The 16,503-nt window shown below is 29.8% G+C and carries 18 protein-coding genes and 1 pseudogene; 13 read left to right on the forward strand and 6 right to left on the reverse strand.

The features are described 5' to 3' along the window. Positions 1–188: 188 nt before the first annotated feature. The 4 genes and pseudogenes from JJC03_RS04025 to serS all read right to left on the reverse strand — a co-directional run bounded on the left by JJC03_RS04025 (position 189) and on the right by serS (position 3,777). On the reverse strand, positions 189–500 hold the full coding sequence (locus JJC03_RS04025; RefSeq protein WP_088397362.1) for a DUF4286 family protein: 312 nt from the start codon (positions 498–500) through the stop codon (positions 189–191). 89 nt (positions 501–589) lie between these two features. Further along, a complete protein-coding gene (locus JJC03_RS18630; protein ID WP_309597740.1) occupies positions 590–1,402 on the reverse strand; it encodes a tetratricopeptide repeat protein in 813 nt (270 codons plus the stop codon). An 8-nt stretch (positions 1,403–1,410) separates the two neighbouring features. Next, entirely contained in the window at positions 1,411–2,430 is a 1,020-nt protein-coding gene (locus JJC03_RS18635; RefSeq protein WP_309597741.1) for a tetratricopeptide repeat protein, read from the reverse strand. A gap of 76 nt (positions 2,431–2,506) precedes the next feature. Further along, positions 2,507–3,777: pseudogene (gene serS / locus JJC03_RS04035) on the reverse strand (serine--tRNA ligase). Between the two features lie 384 nt (positions 3,778–4,161). Between serS and JJC03_RS04040 the strand changes: the two are divergent. From JJC03_RS04040 to JJC03_RS04090, 13 genes are all read left to right on the forward strand, one after another. Further along, positions 4,162–4,644: a hypothetical protein gene (locus JJC03_RS04040; protein WP_123867127.1), complete on the forward strand. Its 483-nt coding sequence runs from the start codon at positions 4,162–4,164 to the stop codon at positions 4,642–4,644. A 77-nt stretch (positions 4,645–4,721) separates the two neighbouring features. Next, entirely contained in the window at positions 4,722–5,045 is a 324-nt protein-coding gene (locus JJC03_RS18640) for an oligosaccharide flippase family protein (protein WP_309597742.1), read from the forward strand. A gap of 71 nt (positions 5,046–5,116) precedes the next feature. Then, the gene (locus tag JJC03_RS18645; protein ID WP_374226259.1) at positions 5,117–6,055 is read left to right on the forward strand and encodes a lipopolysaccharide biosynthesis protein; all 939 of its coding nucleotides are present in this window, start codon (positions 5,117–5,119) and stop codon (positions 6,053–6,055) included. 112 nt (positions 6,056–6,167) lie between these two features. Next, positions 6,168–6,602: a dUTP diphosphatase gene (gene dut, locus JJC03_RS04050; protein ID WP_088397367.1), complete on the forward strand. Its 435-nt coding sequence runs from the start codon at positions 6,168–6,170 to the stop codon at positions 6,600–6,602. Positions 6,603–6,720: 118 nt separating this feature from the next. After that, on the forward strand, positions 6,721–7,731 hold the full coding sequence (locus JJC03_RS04055; RefSeq protein WP_088397368.1) for a sugar phosphate nucleotidyltransferase: 1,011 nt from the start codon (positions 6,721–6,723) through the stop codon (positions 7,729–7,731). A gap of 148 nt (positions 7,732–7,879) precedes the next feature. Continuing rightward, on the forward strand, positions 7,880–8,254 hold the full coding sequence (locus JJC03_RS17350) for a tetratricopeptide repeat protein (protein WP_258932202.1): 375 nt from the start codon (positions 7,880–7,882) through the stop codon (positions 8,252–8,254). A gap of 59 nt (positions 8,255–8,313) precedes the next feature. Further along, positions 8,314–9,225 carry a tetratricopeptide repeat protein gene (locus tag JJC03_RS04060; protein WP_258932205.1) on the forward strand — a complete coding sequence of 304 codons (912 nt, stop codon included), beginning with the start codon at positions 8,314–8,316 and terminating at the stop codon, positions 9,223–9,225. Next, positions 9,222–10,007 carry a lipoprotein insertase outer membrane protein LolB1 gene (lolB1, locus tag JJC03_RS04065; RefSeq protein WP_088397370.1) on the forward strand — a complete coding sequence of 262 codons (786 nt, stop codon included), beginning with the start codon at positions 9,222–9,224 and terminating at the stop codon, positions 10,005–10,007. Before JJC03_RS04060 ends, lolB1 begins: the two co-directional genes overlap by 4 nt. Before the next feature lie 14 nt (positions 10,008–10,021). Continuing rightward, positions 10,022–11,236 (forward strand): murein hydrolase activator EnvC family protein, encoded by a 1,215-nt coding sequence (locus JJC03_RS04070; RefSeq protein WP_088397371.1) that lies wholly within the window; start codon positions 10,022–10,024, stop codon positions 11,234–11,236. Positions 11,237–11,322: 86 nt separating this feature from the next. Beyond that, on the forward strand, positions 11,323–11,733 hold the full coding sequence (locus tag JJC03_RS04075) for a BrxA/BrxB family bacilliredoxin (RefSeq protein ID WP_088397372.1): 411 nt from the start codon (positions 11,323–11,325) through the stop codon (positions 11,731–11,733). Between the two features lie 183 nt (positions 11,734–11,916). Beyond that, positions 11,917–12,648: a lysophospholipid acyltransferase family protein gene (locus JJC03_RS04080; protein ID WP_088397373.1), complete on the forward strand. Its 732-nt coding sequence runs from the start codon at positions 11,917–11,919 to the stop codon at positions 12,646–12,648. A gap of 14 nt (positions 12,649–12,662) precedes the next feature. Then, complete coding sequence (locus tag JJC03_RS04085; RefSeq protein ID WP_235874042.1) at positions 12,663–13,664, forward strand: acyl-ACP desaturase; 1,002 nt, start codon at positions 12,663–12,665, stop codon at positions 13,662–13,664. Between the two features lie 215 nt (positions 13,665–13,879). Continuing rightward, positions 13,880–14,524, forward strand: a complete 645-nt coding sequence (locus JJC03_RS04090; protein WP_088444202.1) for an HD domain-containing protein — start codon at positions 13,880–13,882, stop codon at positions 14,522–14,524. A gap of 99 nt (positions 14,525–14,623) precedes the next feature. On the opposite strand, the gene JJC03_RS04095 is transcribed toward JJC03_RS04090, so the two are convergent. Together JJC03_RS04095 and JJC03_RS04100 are read right to left on the reverse strand one after the other, a co-directional pair. After that, on the reverse strand, positions 14,624–15,397 hold the full coding sequence (locus JJC03_RS04095; protein WP_235874043.1) for a T9SS-dependent choice-of-anchor J family protein: 774 nt from the start codon (positions 15,395–15,397) through the stop codon (positions 14,624–14,626). A 321-nt stretch (positions 15,398–15,718) separates the two neighbouring features. Continuing rightward, positions 15,719–16,501 carry an enoyl-CoA hydratase/isomerase family protein gene (locus tag JJC03_RS04100; protein ID WP_088397377.1) on the reverse strand — a complete coding sequence of 261 codons (783 nt, stop codon included), beginning with the start codon at positions 16,499–16,501 and terminating at the stop codon, positions 15,719–15,721. Positions 16,502–16,503: the final 2 nt, after the last annotated feature.

Genomic DNA, 16,503 nt, shown 5'->3' on the forward strand with positions numbered 1-16,503 from the left:
GTTGATGGTCTTACACAGAGAGTTCCACAAAGCTTCACAAATCCGGATAAGACCTCTCCTAGTTATTTCTTTTTATTTTTTTGTAAAATCCACTAGTTTTTCAGAACGATTAACTAATGATAAAAGATCCTACTTACTTATTCTAAAATTTTGGATTTTTATTATTCCTGACTAGAAGTTATTCTTTTTTAATACTCTGAAACAACTTCTAGCTCTGTTCTAAAGGCTAAAAGCTTATCTCCAAATAATTCATTTCCTTCTTTACGCATACGCTCTGCATCATTGTCATAGTAACTCTGTAATTTTTCTTTGTTTTCGGCTAAATACTGGACAGCGTAGGTAACACCTCCCATATCTTCTTCTACCAACACTTTAACTAATCTTGCAGAAATAAATTTACCCGTACCTAAAACATCTGCAATATGCTTGTTTTGCATCCAGTTTAACCATTGATCATGAACACTCTCATGAATATTCACAGTAACATTATATATAATCATTGTATTTTTTTATAGAATTATTAAGTTTAAAAACATAAAAGTTTACTTATGCAAAGATAATGAAAACTAATTTAAGGCTTGGCCTCCTTTTATAAATTACGGTCCCCTCTTAATTTACGGTAGTACATCTGTGCTTCTACAAAATAAATGCTATCTGGATGATTGAGTATAATTTTTTCATAAAACTCCTTTGCTTTATCTGGTTGCTGAAGAAATTTTCTAAAAATTTCTGCACTAAAAAACAAAGCTTCATCTATATAGATTTCTTCTGAATGTTTATCAATAATTTGCTGATAACTGTTTAATGCTTCTGTATATTGTTCTTTATTTTGATATAATTCTCCTATTTTCAACAAAACATCATCCTCAATACTTTCACCTTTGTGCTCTAAAAGAATTTTCTTAAAAGCTTCTAAAGCATCTGCTTGCTTATTTTGGTAAGCTAAATAATCTGCTCTTGCAAATTTCTTTAAAGCTACTTGAGTAGAATCTTCTACTGTATTATCTGATATAAGTAAAAATAATTCCATTGCATCATTTGCAATAAGTTGAGAAGTAGATGATTTCAGAATTTCAAATTGTTTTTTAGCCCATTCAAAATCACCTTTATAATAACTCGCTTTTGCCATTTTTAAATTTGCATCATGTGCAATTTCATCATTTTCTAATTCTGCTTCTACTTGAGCATAGTAAATAATGGCTTGATTAAATTTTTCATCAAGAAGCAATACATCTGCTAACTCTAACTTAACATCTGCTAGAGCATACTGATTTAAAGGCAGATCTAATGCTTTAAATAATATGGTTTTAGCATTTTCAAAATGTTCTAAATAAAAAGCTTCAAAATGTGCTTTTAAAACTTGAAGTTTAACAGTATTAGAACCTGCCCCAAAATCAATCAAAAGTTTATTTAGTCTTTCCGTAATAGATGGGTATTCTTCTTTTTTGCTCGATCAATATCTATTTTTAACAAACTATAATTAACTTGTAATTGTACATCAGACTGCGTAGCGTGTTCTAATATAAAGTTTAAAATATCCCGTTCTGTATCTATTTCTTTTTCCTGCGAAGCTAATCGCGCTAAATTAAATAGGTTATTAAAACTTTCAGGATTACGACGATATATTGCCTTTTCTTGAATAAAAGCCTTACTATATTCTTTTTGGTTAATAAAAAACCAACTCATAAACTCATTCCAAAATAAATCTTGATTCTTTTGAGTTCGTAATAGTAATGATTTGCGTAAGGTATCGGCAAAAGTTTTAGTATGATCTTCTGTTAAAAAACGATTCAGTTGGTTTTGCACTAATACTAAGTTATTAGGAAATTTATGAGCATAATCTACTAATGATTCAATCATCAAGTCAATGTTTCCTAATTGTCCTTGCAACAAAGCTATTTGATAATCAAAATTAGCCTCTGAATTTAATTTTTGTGCTAATGTGTAGGCTTCTACTGCTTGTCCAAGTAATACTTTTTGTTCAAATTCACGTGCAATACCGTATACATTATTAGGATTTTCATTTATCTTGCTAATCGCTATTTTATAATTTCTATCAGCTAAATCTTGTTCTTTTTGAAGTTGATAGTTATAACCCAATTCTACATATAGATTAGGGTATTTTGTCTTTTTTAACTTTTCTTGAATTAATACTTCTGATTTTTCAAACTGCTTTAATTGCTGATAGCAAAAAACTAATTTTTGAAAAAAGGAATAATTATTTGGTTGTCTTTTTAGCAATTCTTCATAAATAACAACCGCTTTATCAAACTCACCTCGATCAAAATAATTTTGAGCTAGGTATTCATTCGGATTATTATTTGGAGGCATAGCCACTTGCGGATTTCCTCCAGGAGGAGGTGTCACCGTATATACTTGACCTAAAGTTAACAAAGGCCAAAACAATACTATTTGAATTATTTTCTTCATTTAATCTAAAAAAATAATGTACTAAAGTTACAATAATTTTGTGACTTTAGTACATTATATAAATTTGCTATAAAGTTTAGTCTATAATATCAAAACCAGTGTATTTTCTCAATACTTCAGGAATCATAATTCCTTCTGGTGTTTGATAATTTTCTAAAATTCCTGCTAACACACGTGGTAATGCTAACGAACTACCATTTAAAGTATGTGCTAATTGCGTCTTACCATCTTTTCCTTTAAAGCGTAATTTTAAACGATTAGCTTGGAAAGTCTCAAAGTTAGATACTGATGATATTTCTAACCAACGCTCTTGAGCTGTAGAAAACACTTCAAAATCATACGTTAATGCTGATGCAAAACTCATATCTCCTCCACATAAACGTAAAATACGATATGGTAATTTTAATTCTTTTAAGATTCCTTTTACATGTTCTACCATACCATCTAAAGCTAGGTAAGAATTATCTGGGTGTTCAATACGAACAATTTCGACTTTATCAAACTGGTGCAAACGGTTTAATCCTCGTACATGGGCACCATAAGAACCCGCTTCACGACGGAAACAAGGAGTGTAACCTGTTACCATTACAGGCATTTCATTTTCTTGTAAAATTACGTCACGATATAAGTTAGTTACTGGAACTTCAGCAGTTGGAATCAAATATAAATCATCAATCCCTACATGATACATTTGCCCTTCTTTATCAGGTAACTGTCCTGTTCCGTAACCTGATGCTTCATTAATTAAATGCGGCACTTGTACTTCATGATAACCTGCTTCTGTATTTTTATCAATAAAATAATTAATTAAAGCGCGTTGTAATTTTGCTCCTTTTCCTTTATAAACAGGAAAACCTGCACCTGTAATTTTTGTACCTAATTCAAAATCAATTATATCATATTTTTTAGCTAATTCCCAATGAGGCAAAGCTTCTTCATGTAATACAGGAATTTCTCCTTCTTGAAAAACATTTAAGTTGTCATCCGCTGTTTTTCCTTCTGGAACAATTTCAGCAGGAGTATTTGGTAACTGATATAATTGTTGTGTTAATTCCTCTGCAATAGCATTTAGGGTTTCTGTTAATTCTTTACTTTGATCACGTAACTGAGTCGTTTTTTCCTTAATGATTTCGGCCTTGGCTTTTTCACCTGCTTTCATCATTGCTCCGATCTCTTTGGACAGTTTATTAGATTCCGCCAATACATTATCTAACTCAACTTGAGTAGCACGACGTTTTTCGTCAAGAGCTACCACATTTTCTATCATGGCTGTGGCATCTATATTTTTTTTGCCAAAGCTTTGATTACCGCTTCTTGGTTTTCTCTAATAACTGCTATTTGTAACATACTATAAATTTTAACAATCGCAAATTTAGAAATTCTATCATACCTATCCTTATCTAAAACATTTATTTTTCAGAAATAAATAACTCAACATAAAATCTTTTAATAGACATATTAAAATTTTTAATTCTTTTTTGATTTATTTAATATCTCAAGAATCTATTAAACTCAGAAAACCAGTACTATATTTAGGATCTAACACCAGAACTTAATAACCAATAAATTAAGTTATCTGGCATATTTTTTGATAATTTTGATAAGTTTTAGATATTTGTTAAAAATGAAAAATTTAAACCTTTTAATTACCTGTATTTAAAAGACATACTAAAAACAATAAGCAAATTGAAATTATTATTAAATATTTCAACTATAAAAACTATTTAAAAAATGAAAATACAACACTACCTTATACTACTCATGATTTCTTCTTTAAGTTATTCTCAAAAAAACACAAGACATCCTTTTAACATTCAGGAATGTTATTATCAATCTTGGGTAGCGGGTATAAAAGGAGGTGGTTCTGGCACAGATCTTCATATTAATTTTCAAAAAGAACTACCAAAAGATCTTGAATTAATCAAAGTTTATTTTCAAAACAGAATAGCTATTCCGAATAAAACAGACTCAAAAGAATATTTATTCAGCTTCAAGGGAAATACAAATGAGCATCCTAATGAAGAAAATCGTGGTGAAGAAGAAAAAACAATAAATTCTAATATAAAAAAACACCCTTTATCTATTCGCCCTAAGGAAGTTGTTCTAGAATACTCTTATAAAGGAAACACCTACTTTTTCAAAATCAAAAAAGTAAAAGAAAAAGAAATGTTGGCTTATCCTTCTATTAGAACAGATGAAAATGATAAAAATTAATATTTTTGCAAGTTTAAAATAATACAACCGTTTTGGGCATTTATAAAAGTTTATTTAAGCAGACACTAATCTACGGTTTGGCTACAGTCTTACCTCGTATGATTAGTTTTTTATTGAATCCTCTATATGTAAAAAAATTACCGAAAGCAGAATTTGCTGATGTTTCTATAATTTTTGCTTATCTAGTGTTTTTCAATGTAGTATTATCCTATGGAATGGAAACTGCATTTTTTAGATTTTATAATCAAGAAAAGAATAAGAAAAATGTTTTTAAAACATCATTAGTTTCTCTTTTTTGGTCTTCTATTTTTTTTCTAGCTTTTTCTTTAATTTTTAGGGAAAGTATAGCACATTTCATCAATGTAAAAAAGAGTATATCACTTATACTATTTGGATATTAGTATTAGACGCTTTAGTAGTTATTCCCTTTTCCAGATTACGTGCAGAAAAAAAATCAACTCAATATGCCGTTATTAAAATTTTAAATGTGATTATTAATTTTGGCTTAAATATTTTTTTCTTACTAATACTACCATTAATTTCAAAAGAAAATCCTCTAAGCACCCTTTACTTTGAACATTTTCAAGTAGGATATATATTTATTTCAAACGTTTTAGCTAGTTTATTTACTTTAGCAATGTTATCTAATCATTACATAAAAAGAGAAGGTGCTTTTGATAAAGAATTATGGATTAAAATGATTCAATATGGTTTACCAATTCTTTTTGCAGGAATTGGTTTTGCAATTAATGAACATTTTGACAAGATCTTATTAGAAAAACTACACGTTTCTAAATCTGATATTGGTGCTTATTCTGCTTGTTATAAATTAGGAATGTTTATGGTTTTATTTCGTACAGCCTATACATTAGGGATAGAACCTTTCTTCTTCAGCCACGCTAAAAATGAAGATGCTCCTAAAACTTACGCTACTATCACTAAATATTTTGTTATTTCAGGATCTTTTATTTTACTTTTTGTAATTGTATTCATCGATATTTTAAAACAACCATTAGTTCCTAATCCAGCTTACTGGGATGCAATTAAGGTAGTACCATTAATTGTCTTAGCTAATTTCTGTTTAGGAATATACACTAATTTATCCGTATGGTATAAATTAACAGATAAAACATACATAGGTGCAATTATATCATTAACAGGTGCTTTACTAACCTTAATTTGTAACTTTTTATTGGTTCCTTCAATGAGCTATTATGGATCAGCTATTGCAACTATCGTTGCTTATGGAAGTATGATGTTTATCTCTTATTATTTAGGACAAAAAAAATATCCAATACCTTATGAAGTCAATAAAATTAGAAATTATATAGGAGTAGCCATTATATTATCCGCTTTATCATTTTACATCCCTTTTTACGTAAAAGCTATATTTTTGGAATATTTGCCTTAATTACCTTTGGATATTATATTTATAGAAATGAAAAGGAGGTCATTACAAACATAATAAAAAGAAAATAAATTTAAGATGAGCCTGTTTAAAACAGTCTCTTACTATAGAAAGTATGGAAATAAGAATTGTAAATAAATCAAAACATGCCCTACCACATTATGAAACTGATTTATCAGCTGGAATGGATTTAAGGGCTAATTTAGAAGAATCAATAACAATACCCCCTCTTGGAAGAATACTAATAAAAACAGGTTTATTTATAGAACTACCGCAAGGTTATGAAGCACAAATAAGACCAAGAAGTGGATTAGCTCTTAAAAAAGGGATTACAGTATTAAATTCTCCTGGAACTATAGATGCTGATTATCGTGGTGAAATAGGCATCATTTTAGTCAATTTATCAAATGATTTTTTTGAAATTGAAGATGGTGAACGTATTGCTCAATTAGTAATAGCTAAACATGAACGTATTTTTTGGCATCCTGTAGAAGTACTTTCTGACACAGACAGAGGCGAAGGAGGTTTTGGAAGTACAGGTTTAAAATAAACTTAATTACTTTCGAAAAAATAAAAATCCAAAAATCGAGTATTAAATAAAGTAAATAAATTTTAAAAACTACTCTCCCTGTAGTAGTCCTTATATTAAAGGACAAGGGACTAATATTATGAAAATTATTGTACCTATGGCAGGTCGTGGCTCACGCCTTCGCCCGCATACACTTACAGTTCCTAAACCATTAATTCCTATTGCTGGCAAACCTATTGTACATCGTTTAGTAGAAGATATTGCTAAAGTAATCAATCAAGACATTGAAGAAATTGCCTTCATTATACATGAGAGCTTTGGTAAAAAAGTAGAAGAAGAATTAGTTGCTATAGCGGAAAACTTGGGCGCAAAAGGAACTATCTATTATCAAAATGAAGCATTAGGTACAGGACATGCTATCATGTGTGCTAAAGAATCCCTTTCAGGACCTACTGTTATTGCATACGCTGATACCCTTTTCAAAGCTGATTTTACATTAGATACAGCTGCTGATAGTGTAATTTGGGTAAAACAAGTAGATAATCCAGACGCTTTTGGTGTAATTAAATTGAACGAATCAAATGAAATCATTGAACTTGTAGAAAAATCTTCAACTTTCGTTTCAGATCTAGCAGTTATTGGAATCTATTATTTTAAAGACATTGCCATCTTAAAAGACGAACTACAAGCTGTATTAGATAATAATATCATTCATGGTGGCGAATACCAGATCAATGATGGTATTAAACAAATGATGGATAAAGGAATGAAGTTTGTTCCTGGAAAAGTTGACGAATGGATGGACTGTGGAAATAAAAACGTAACAGTAGAAACTAATAGCAGAATGTTGAATTTTTTACATGCAGAAGGTGAAAACATGATAGCTAGCTCTGCTCGTATTGAAAACACTACAATTATCCCTCCTTGTTTTATTGGAGAAGATGTAGTATTAACTAACTCAACTGTAGGCCCTAATGTATCATTAGGAAAATCAACACATTTAACAAATGTTACAATCAAAAACAGTTTAGTTCAAACACATGCTCATTTACGCAATGCTAACTTAGATAATGCCATGATTGGCAACCATGCTACTTTTGATGGTAATTTCAAAAGTATAAGTATAGGCGATTATTCTACACTAGAGTAAAAAAAGACTGTCCGAATGATCTATTTTCGGACAGTCTTTTTTAACATTTTTTTCCACTGTAACAATAATAAATATTTTTCACAGTTGATAATCTATAAGCATTAAGAGGCGACACCATATGTTGACACTATAAGTAAAATTTAAACATATGAATAAAATAATATACCAACTGGCCTGTTTCATATTAGCAGCCAGCACATACACTCTAGTAGCTCAAGCAAACCCTGAAGATATTGTATCTGCTAGTGATACTTTTGAAGAAGCGTTTTATGAATCATTAAAACAAAAAGGAATTGAAAATTATGACAAAGCAATTTTTGAATTAGAAAAATGCTTACAACTCCAACCTAATAATGCTGTGATTTATCATGAATTAGGTAAAAATTATTATTTCAAGAAGGAATATCTATCAGCTGAAGAAGCGTATAAAAAAGCAACAGAAATAGATCCAAAAACAAATGGAACTGGATTGATTTATACGATGTTTATTACAATACAAAAAACTACAATCAAGGAATATTAACCTTACAAAAAATCATACCACTAGATAAAAAATACAAAGAAGATTTACTTGCTTTGTATATGTATACTCGTCAATTTGACAAAGCCTTATTATTGATTAACGAATTAGATGAATCTGAAGGAAAAACCGAAAGAAGAAATCAATATCGAACAGAAATTAATAGACAAACAAATATTAATGCTGGAAATAAATCAGATTTAGAAAAAGCAATTGAAACAGACCCTCTAAATGAAGAAAATTACCTTTCTTTAATTACTAAATATTCTGAAACAAATCAAGAAGAAAAAGCTAGGCAAACTATTGAAAAACTTCAAAAAAATATACCTACTTCAGAATGGGCTGCTGTATTTCTATTTAAATACCAGATAAACGAAGGAAAAGATTTAGAAGCCTTTACTACACTCGAAACAGTTCTAAAAAGTAGAAAAATAGACAAAAAAATTAAAATTAAAATGTTCAATGAATTTTTAATTTTTGTTTCTAAAAATCCAATTTTTGAAAATCAATTATCAAAAGCCATTTCATATTTTGAAGGAGATCCAGAATTTAATGTATATAAAGAAGTAGGCAAATTTTACTTCAAAAAAAAGCAATGGGATTCAGCAATTAAAAATTTTGAAAAATCAATTATTCTTCAAAAAAACGATGTAGAAGTTGCCTTATATCTCCTTATCTCTTGTGATGAAAAAAAAGACTATTCTTTAATGTCAAAAATAGCTACAGACTACTCTGATCTATTCCCTAATCAACCTGAATTTTATTACTTTGCAGGAAAAGGAAATTTTCAAATAAAAAATTACAAAAAAGCTAACGATTTTTTAGAAATTGGACTAGATTACGTTGTAGAAAATCCTAATTTAGAAATTAATTTTCTTAATCTCATGAGCGAAGTTGCCGTTGCTTTAGGCAATTCAAAAAAAGCAGAAGAATGGCAAAAAAAAGCAACAAGTATTAAAAACAAAACAAAATGATCAAAAGGATTATAAGTACAGTAAGTATAATATCATTATTAGTTTCTTGTAAAGCCAAACAAAATCTTGTTGTTCCCCAAGAAAACAAGACTCCTATTATCACAGAAACTGTAAAAAATGTGATAATAAACCATGAAAATCTAAAGAGAGATTTTAAAACTGCGTATATAAAGTCAAATGTAGACTATAAAGATGAAAAGCAGTCATTAAGTGTATCCGCTGATATTCGTATTAAAAAAAATGAAACAATACTCATAACATTAAAAATGCTAGGATTTACAGGAGCAAAAGCTTTACTAACCCCTACATCTGTAAAATATTATGAAAAAATAGGAGGCAAGTTTTTTGATGGAGACTACAAAATGCTAAGTAATTGGTTAGGAACTGAACTAAACTTTCAAAAAATTCAAAACTTACTTTTAGGAAAGGCTATTGATGATCTTTTTCTAGGAAAATACATTATGACTAAAGAAAATAATAATCCGAAACTAGAAGAAGTTACAGAAGGAAATTTTATAAAATCTTATCTTTTTGATTCTAACCATTTTTGGTTAAACAAGCAAGAAATTAAGCAAATAGAACCCGATCGAAAAATGATAGTCCGTTATGCAGACTATAATTTAGCTTCGGAAGCTATTTTACCAATGGAACTTGCTATTTTTGCAATTCAGGGTAATAAGAGTACAGAAATTGTAATACAAAATAAATCTGTTTCATTTAATGAAGAACTTACATTCCCGTATAGTGTACCCAAGGGTTATGACCCAATAAAAATTAATTAAAGAATTAATAAATTATGTTAAAATACATCTTATCCTTTATTTTTACTTTCAGCACTATCATTGTCTGGTCACAGGAAGAAGATAGACAGCGTAAATTAGAAGAGCAAAAAGCTAGAATTCAAGAAGAAATTCGTCAAAAAGAACGTTTATTAGGTGAGCAAAAGAAAAAAGAAAAAGATGTAACAAAAATTGTAGCTCAACAAAAAGAGAAAATCGATTTACAACTAAAATTAATTCGTACTACAGAAAAACAAAAAAAAGTGTTAGGAAATAGTATGTATATTAATCAAATAAAGGTAAACCAATTAAAAAAGGATTTACAAGTTTTAAAAGAAGATTATGCTGAAATGATTGAAAAATCATACAAAAGTCGTTCTGAACAAAGTAGAGCTATGTTTATTTTATCTGCTGATAATTTTTTACAAGCTTACAAAAGAGGGCAATACATGAAGCAATACTCAAGCTTCAGAAAAATGCAAGGTGAAGAAATAAAAAGTAAAACAAAAGATTTAGAAAGTTATAACGCTAAACTGGGAGCACAAAAAAAGCAAAAAGAAAAATTAATTGCAGTAAGTGAAAAAGAAAAAAAAGATCTTGAAATAGAACGTCAAGAACAAGAAAGATTATTAAGCAGTATCAAGAAAGATAAAAAGAAGATCATTGCTGAAATTCGTAAAAAACAAAAAGAATCACGTGCCATTGAACGTCAAATAGAGCGTTTAATACGTGAAGCTATTGCTGCAGCCAATAAAAAAGCGGGAAACACTACAAATACTACAACTTTTGTTTTAACACCTGAAGCTAAAGAATTAGCAAACGATTTTCGTTCAAATCGTGGTCGATTACCTTGGCCTGTAGAAAAAGGAGCCTTAACCAAACGTTTTGGTCGTCAGCCCCATCCTCTAGAACCTTCTATTATGATTGAGAGTAGTGGAATTGAAATTTCTTCTGAAAAAGGATCACAAGCTCGCGCTGTTTTTGGTGGAGAAGTAAGTGATGTACAAATGGCCGCTAACGGAACTGCAACAGTTGTTATTAGACATGGAGACTATATAACTTCTTATTCCAATCTTAGCGGAGTAAATGTTAGTAAAGGACAAAAAGTAAGTACCAAACAAACCTTGGGAGGTATTCACTTTAATAGCTTTACAGGAAAAGCAGTTTTGAAATTTTATATTTATCAAAACACGACAAAATTAAACCCTCAATCTTGGATTAAAGGTTTATAAGAAATATTAAAATCATATTAAATAAAAAGGTTACAATCGAAAAGTTTGTAACTTTGCAAAACAATAACTTTTAACATATAAAGAATATGTATCCAGAAGAAATGGTAAAACCAATGCGTGAAGAATTAACTAGCAACGGTTTTCAAAATTTATATACAGCAGATGATGTAAAAAATGCCATTACAGCGACAGGTACAACACTCGTTGTAGTAAACTCTGTTTGTGGTTGTGCAGCTCGTAACGCTCGACCAGGAGCCATAATGAGTTTATCAGGTGAAAAGAAACCAAATCAATTAATTACGGTCTTCGCAGGCGTTGATAAAGAAGCTGTCGATGCTGCTCGTGAACAAATGTTTCCTTTCCCTCCTTCTTCACCAGCAATGGCTCTATTCAAAAATGGTGAATTAGTACATATGTTAGAACGCCATCATATAGAAGGACGCCCAGCAGAAATTATCGCTGAAAACTTAAAAGATGCTTATAGCGAATTTTGCTAAAAATTCGTAAAACATTATTTTTTTACAAGAGGTTGACCAAAAAGTCCGCAAGTTTGCTATTCAGATCAGAGAGAAACATCAGATATACTCATGAAACTCATTCGTTCGTCAGAATAACAATTTAAACGCAGATTTTCGCTTTTCGGACAACCTCTATTGTTTTTGGTCAAATTCAACAAACAGATGCTAAAACTTATATCTTATCCATTATCAATCCTATTCGGGATATCATTCTTTCTTTGTTTACTTATTTTCCATCCTATCCAATGGTTTTGTCTAAAATTCTTCGGATACAATGCACACAAAAAGAGTGTAGCCATCCTAAATGCTTTTCTAGTTAGAACTACTCACATTTTAGGAACTACTTATAAAATAAAAGGAATTGAAAACATTCCTAAAAACAAACCGCTTATTATAGTAGCTAATCATCAAAGTTTATACGATATCCCTCCTTTTATATGGTTTTTGCGTAAATGTCATCCTAAATTCATTAGCAAAAAAGAATTAGGAAAAGGAATTCCAAGTGTTTCTTTTAATTTACGCCATGGTGGCTCTGGTCTAATAGACAGAAAAGACCCGAAACAAGCCCTACCTGAAATAAAACGAGTAGCTGAATATATTAATGAAAATAATTATGCTATTGTAATATTTCCAGAAGGAACAAGGAGTAAAACAGGAGTTCCAAAACCTTTTTCAATAAATGGGCTAAAAATGCTTTATAAATTCGCACCTGATGCCTATTTTTTACCTGTAACCATTAATAACTCATGGAAAATGACTCGTTATGGTCAATTTCCACTAGGTTTAGGCAGTAATATTGAACATATTATCCATCCTCCTCTAAAAATATCTGATTTTAGTTTTGATGAAATATTTGAAAAAACTGAAACTATAATCAAAGAACACATAAAATAAATTATTCTAATCTTATGGAAAAATTAAATAATATCCGTCTGGAGGTTATGCAATATCTAGAAAAGAGTTTAGATTCTTTTGTAGAAAACTATTTACTCCCTGTAGAAAAAATCTGGCAACCAAGTGACTTATTACCTAATTCTGAAGGAGATAACTTTATCGAAGAAGTTACAGAACTTAGAGAAATTGCAAAAGATTTACCTTATGACTTTTGGGTGGTATTAGTAGGCGATACAATTACCGAAGAAGCCTTACCAACTTATGAATCATGGCTATTAGATGTTGAAGGGGTCCAACAAAAAGGAACCACAGGTGACAATGGCTGGGCTAAATGGATTCGTCAATGGACTGGAGAAGAAAACCGTCATGGCGACTTATTAAACAAATATTTGTACTTGTCTGGACGTGTAAATATGCGAGAAGTAGAGATCACAACCCAACACTTAATTAATGATGGTTTTGACCCAGGTACTGACCGAGATCCTTACAAAAATTTTGTATTTACTAGTTTCCAAGAATTAGCTACTTATATTTCTCATATGAGAGTCTCTAAATTAGCTAAACAATTTGGAGATAAAAAATTAGCTAAATTATGCAATCTAATTGCAGGTGATGAAATGCGCCATCACTTAGCATATAGTGATTTTGTTAATCGAATTTTTCAAATAGACCCTAGTGAAATGATGTTAGCATTTCAATATATGATGAAACAAAAGATAACAATGCCTGCAAATCTTATTCGCGAATCTGGAGAAGCTATAGGAACAGCATTTGAGAAATTTTCTGAATCAGCTCAACGCATAGGAGTCTATACTGCTACAGATTATATTGAAATCATGGAAAAATTAATCCAAAAATGGGAAATAGATAAAATCACCAATCTCACAGATGAAGCAGAAAAAGCACGTGATTATCTAATGAAACTTCCGACAAGAATGACTCGATTAGCAGAAAGAATGATTACTCCTAGCGAAGAAAAATTATTTAAATGGGTACAGCCAGCTTTAAAAGTTTAACATTCTTAATAATATAACTTAAAAGAGATTATCTATAAAATTACAAACGCATCTTTTTTCTTGTTTTAGGAAAACATAAGAAAATTTTAATTATAAATAGAATAAATTATACAATAGAAGTAAACACCAAACTTCTTCTATTCGTTATAACTATCCAAAATAACAAGTTTAAGGTTATTTTTAGACAATCTTTTTCTTTAACATATCTAATAGTAATGGAAATCATAGAAAAAACGATTGATTTTGTAAAAAATCAATTAGAAGAAGCAGAAGGAGGCCATGATTGGTTTCACATAGAACGAGTATACAGAAACACAAAATTAATTGCTAAAGAAGAAGACTGTAATGAAACAGTTGTTTATCTAGCAGCTTTATTACATGATATAGCCGACAGTAAATTTCATAATGGGGATGAAACCATAGGACCAAAAATAGCCCGTAATTTTCTTATATCGCAAAATGTTGACAATAATATTATTGAACATGTAGTAAAAATAATAGAAAATATTTCTTTCAAAGGAGGGAACTTTATTTCTAATTTTCACTCTAAAGAACTGGCTATAGTTCAAGATGCAGATAGACTAGATGCCATTGGCGCTATAGGAATAGCCAGAACATTTAATTACGGTGGCTTTAAAAACAGAAAGCTATATGATCCCGCTATTACTCCTAATTTAACCATGAGTAAAGAGGAATATAAAAATACAACATCCCCTACTATTAATCATTTTTACGAGAAATTATTACTCTTAAAGGATAAGATGAATACTAATACGGGAAAGAAAATTGCTTTACAACGTCACTCGTTTATGGAAGAATTTTTAAGACAGTTTTACAATGAGTGGGAAGGAATATTATAAAATCTATTAAGTTATTACTACAAAAAAACGAAATGATAATCATTTCGTTTTTTTATCAGTTGCTAATATAAACTGATATTATTCAAGAGTATATTAATTTTAATTTTTAACAAATTTAATTGTCTTTTCGAATCCTTTTGTATCAATAACTTTTGCTATATATACCCCTTGAGGATAATTTAAAACTTCTAGAGTCTCTGTAAGTCCGTTTACTTCTTTTGTTTGCATTTTCTGTCCTTGTAAATTACATATACTAATACTTTGAAGTTGTTCTGTATAAGCAAAATTTACATAATCCTTAGTTGGATTAGGATAAAATTTAAATCCTTCATGATTAAAGGTAGGTGAATCTAAAATAGCTAATAAACTAGTATTTTCAACATCATCTATTCTTATCACACCGTTACCTAAGTCTGACATATAGAATGCTAAGTAAATCTTCTTACCTATATATTTTTTTAAATCAATAGTACTTCTTTTCCATTGTATTTTATCAAGATTTTCAACTAATAATGTCTCTTCAAAATCATCTATATCTTTTCCTTTTACAGAAACTTTTAAAACACATCTTTTAGGTACAATCTCATCAAATAATGAAGCTATCCAATATGAAAAGCCATCTGTTACATTTTCTTTTACCTCTATTTGTGGAGTAATTAAATAACTCTCTCCTTTCTGACCTGATTTTCCAGAAATCATAGCACACCTCTCTCCATTTTTAGGAAATTTTCCATCTTTGATAATATTCCAATCAGGGCGATCACTTCCTATTCCTACTATACCCCATTTACCCCAAAAATCTCTAGGATTCTCAAAGCCTTCATTAAATTGTGCCTTTGCCTGAATAAACACAAATACGAATAAAATCATCATTTTTCTCATTTTCAATCTACTTTAAAATATTTATAAATAATTAAGGGGGCTGGTTGGCTTAAAGAATTAAACATTATCTCATAAGAGAAAAAACTTAATTATATTTTTTCAGTGTGCAAAAGTATAAAAAATAAAAAACACAAAAGTTGACCTATATCAACTTAAATAAAAAATATATTTAGGCGAAACTAAAAAAGAGTCTTTAGGGTTAAAATAGTAATCCCATCTTAAGTAAGGATACTCAAGACGGGATTGGTAATACTAAAAATTTAAATTTTAGTTTTAATCACTTCTTCTGAAAAACTAAAATATTGTATAATATTATTTGCCTTCAAAAATAGGTTTGCGTTTTTCTAAAAAAGCGGTTGTTCCTTCTTTAAAATCAGTAGTAACAAAACATTCTCCAAATTTTTTAATTTCTACTTCATAACCATTTACACCATCTTTATAATTTGCATTTACTGCTTCAATAGCTTTACCTATTGCAACTGGAGAATTACGTTGTATTTTATCTGCTATTGCCATATAAGTAGGAAATAACTCTTCTTGAGAAACTACATGATTTACTAAACCAAATTCTTTTGCTGTTTTAGCTTCTATCATACCTGCTGTCATAATCATTTCCATAGCACGTCCTTTACCAACTAATTGAGCTAAACGTTGTGTACCTCCATATCCTGGAATAACACCTAATGAAGTTTCTGGCAATCCCATTTTAGCATTATCAGAAGCAATGCGAAAATGGCAAGACATTGCTAATTCTAAACCTCCTCCTAATGCAAATCCGTTTACGGCAGCAATTACAGGAGTTTTCATATTTTCAATAAAATTAAATAATAATTCTTGTCCTTTTCTAGCTAATTCAGCTCCTTCTTGTTCTGAAAAATGAGCAAATTCAGATATATCTGCACCTGCTACAAAAGCTTTCTGACCACTCCCTGTTAGTATAATTGTTCTTATATTTTGATTTCCCTCTAATTCTTTTAACCAGTAGTGTAATTCTTTAATAGTCTCAGAATTTAATGCGTTTAACTTTTCTGGTCGATTGATTGTAACTGTAGCTGTAAATTTTTCGTGCTCAACTAAAATATTTTTTAATTCCATGT

It is taken from the genome of Flavobacterium oreochromis, assembly GCF_019565455.1.
GTDB lineage: Bacteria > Bacteroidota > Bacteroidia > Flavobacteriales > Flavobacteriaceae > Flavobacterium > Flavobacterium oreochromis.

Bases quoted from the DNA above. Each gene is read 5' to 3' on its own strand.
- JJC03_RS04025 (WP_088397362.1), bottom strand. From the start codon at position 500: ATGATTATATATAATGTTACTGTGAATATTCATGAGAGTGTTCATGAT.
- JJC03_RS18635 (WP_309597741.1), bottom strand. From the start codon at position 2,430: ATGAAGAAAATAATTCAAATAGTATTGTTTTGGCCTTTGTTAACTTTA.
- JJC03_RS04040 (WP_123867127.1), top strand. From the start codon at position 4,162: ATGAAAATACAACACTACCTTATACTACTCATGATTTCTTCTTTAAGT.
- dut (WP_088397367.1), top strand. From the start codon at position 6,168: ATGGAAATAAGAATTGTAAATAAATCAAAACATGCCCTACCACATTAT.
- JJC03_RS04055 (WP_088397368.1), top strand. From the start codon at position 6,721: ATGAAAATTATTGTACCTATGGCAGGTCGTGGCTCACGCCTTCGCCCG.
- JJC03_RS17350 (WP_258932202.1), top strand. From the start codon at position 7,880: ATGAATAAAATAATATACCAACTGGCCTGTTTCATATTAGCAGCCAGC.
- JJC03_RS04060 (WP_258932205.1), top strand. From the start codon at position 8,314: ATGTATACTCGTCAATTTGACAAAGCCTTATTATTGATTAACGAATTA.
- lolB1 (WP_088397370.1), top strand. From the start codon at position 9,222: ATGATCAAAAGGATTATAAGTACAGTAAGTATAATATCATTATTAGTT.
- JJC03_RS04070 (WP_088397371.1), top strand. From the start codon at position 10,022: ATGTTAAAATACATCTTATCCTTTATTTTTACTTTCAGCACTATCATT.
- JJC03_RS04075 (WP_088397372.1), top strand. From the start codon at position 11,323: ATGTATCCAGAAGAAATGGTAAAACCAATGCGTGAAGAATTAACTAGC.
- JJC03_RS04080 (WP_088397373.1), top strand. From the start codon at position 11,917: ATGCTAAAACTTATATCTTATCCATTATCAATCCTATTCGGGATATCA.
- JJC03_RS04085 (WP_235874042.1), top strand. From the start codon at position 12,663: ATGGAAAAATTAAATAATATCCGTCTGGAGGTTATGCAATATCTAGAA.
- JJC03_RS04090 (WP_088444202.1), top strand. From the start codon at position 13,880: ATGGAAATCATAGAAAAAACGATTGATTTTGTAAAAAATCAATTAGAA.
- JJC03_RS04095 (WP_235874043.1), bottom strand. From the start codon at position 15,397: ATGATGATTTTATTCGTATTTGTGTTTATTCAGGCAAAGGCACAATTT.
- JJC03_RS04100 (WP_088397377.1), bottom strand. From the start codon at position 16,501: ATGGAATTAAAAAATATTTTAGTTGAGCACGAAAAATTTACAGCTACA.